Source organism: Nonomuraea sp. NPDC001684 (genome assembly GCF_053596515.1).
On record NZ_JBSFGJ010000892.1, the window covers coordinates 1 to 1198 of the forward strand.

Consider the following 1198-nt stretch of genomic DNA (forward strand, 5'->3'; position numbering starts at 1 on the left):
GGCTACCTGAGCCGCGTGCTCGGCGAGCTGGCCCCCGCCCACCGCCCGGCCGACGAGCCGGGCGGTTCGTCCCGACCGGCGGCATGTGGGTGGAGTCCGACACGAACATGCCCGGCTCCGAGACCATGGCCCGCCAGTTCGTGCACGGCAAACGGTTCTTCATCGACGAGTTCGGCGTCGACAACGAGGAGGTGTGGCTGCCGGACACGTTCGGGTTCGCGGCCGGGCTGCCGCAGATCATCAAGGCGGCGGGCTCGAAGCGGCTGCTCACCCAGAAGATCTCGTGGAGCCGGACGAACACGTTCCCGCACCACACGTTCCTGTGGGAGGGCATCGACGGGTCGCGGGTGTTCACGCACTTCCCGCCGGTCGACACCTACAACTGCTCGATGAACGGCCGGGAGATCGCGCACGCGGCCCGCAACTTCAAGGACAAGGGCGTCGCCCGGCACTCGCTGGCCCCCACCGGCTGGGGCGACGGCGGCGGCGGCACCACCCGCGAGATGGTGGCCAAGGCCGCCCGGCTGCGCGACCTGGAGGGCTCGGCCACCGTCACCTGGGAGACCCCCGCCGGCTTCTTCGCCAAGGCCGAGGCCGAGTACCCCGACCCGCCGGTCTGGGTGGGCGAGCTCTACCTGGAGCTGCACCGGGCCACGCTGACCAGCCAGGCCAAGACCAAGCAGGGCAACCGGCGCAGCGAGTCGCTGCTGCGCGAGGCCGAGCTGTGGGCCGCCACGGCCGCCGTGCGGGCCGGCGCGCCCTACCCGTACGAGCAGCTCGACCGCATCTGGAAGACGGTGCTGCTGCACCAGTTCCACGACATCCTGCCCGGCTCGTCGATCGCCTGGGTGCACCGCGAGGCCAGGGCCACCTACGCGGCGCTGGCCGAGGAGCTGACCGGCCTGATCGACGACGCCCAGCGGGCCCTGGCCGGAGACGGCCCCCACGAGCTGGTCTTCAACGCGGCCCCGCACGCCCGCAACGGCGTCCCGGCCGGCGGCGCGGCCCCGGCCGCACCGGGGACCCCGACGGCCGTGGAACCCCGCGAGGACGGCGGCTTCGTGCTGGACAACGGCCTGCTCCGGGTCGAGGTGGACGGGCGCGGCCTGATCGTCTCCGCCTACGACCTGCGGGCCCGGCGCGAGACCCTGCCCCCCGGCCAGGCCGCCAACCTGCTCCAGCTGCACCAGGACTTCCC

1 protein-coding gene is annotated in these 1198 nt (G+C 73.4%); it reads left to right on the forward strand.

The features are described from left to right. Positions 1 to 107: 107 nt before the first annotated feature. On the forward strand, positions 108 to 1198 hold a 1091-nt coding region (locus ACWCSD_RS52850), incomplete at its 3' end, for a glycoside hydrolase family 38 N-terminal domain-containing protein (protein ID WP_449927582.1).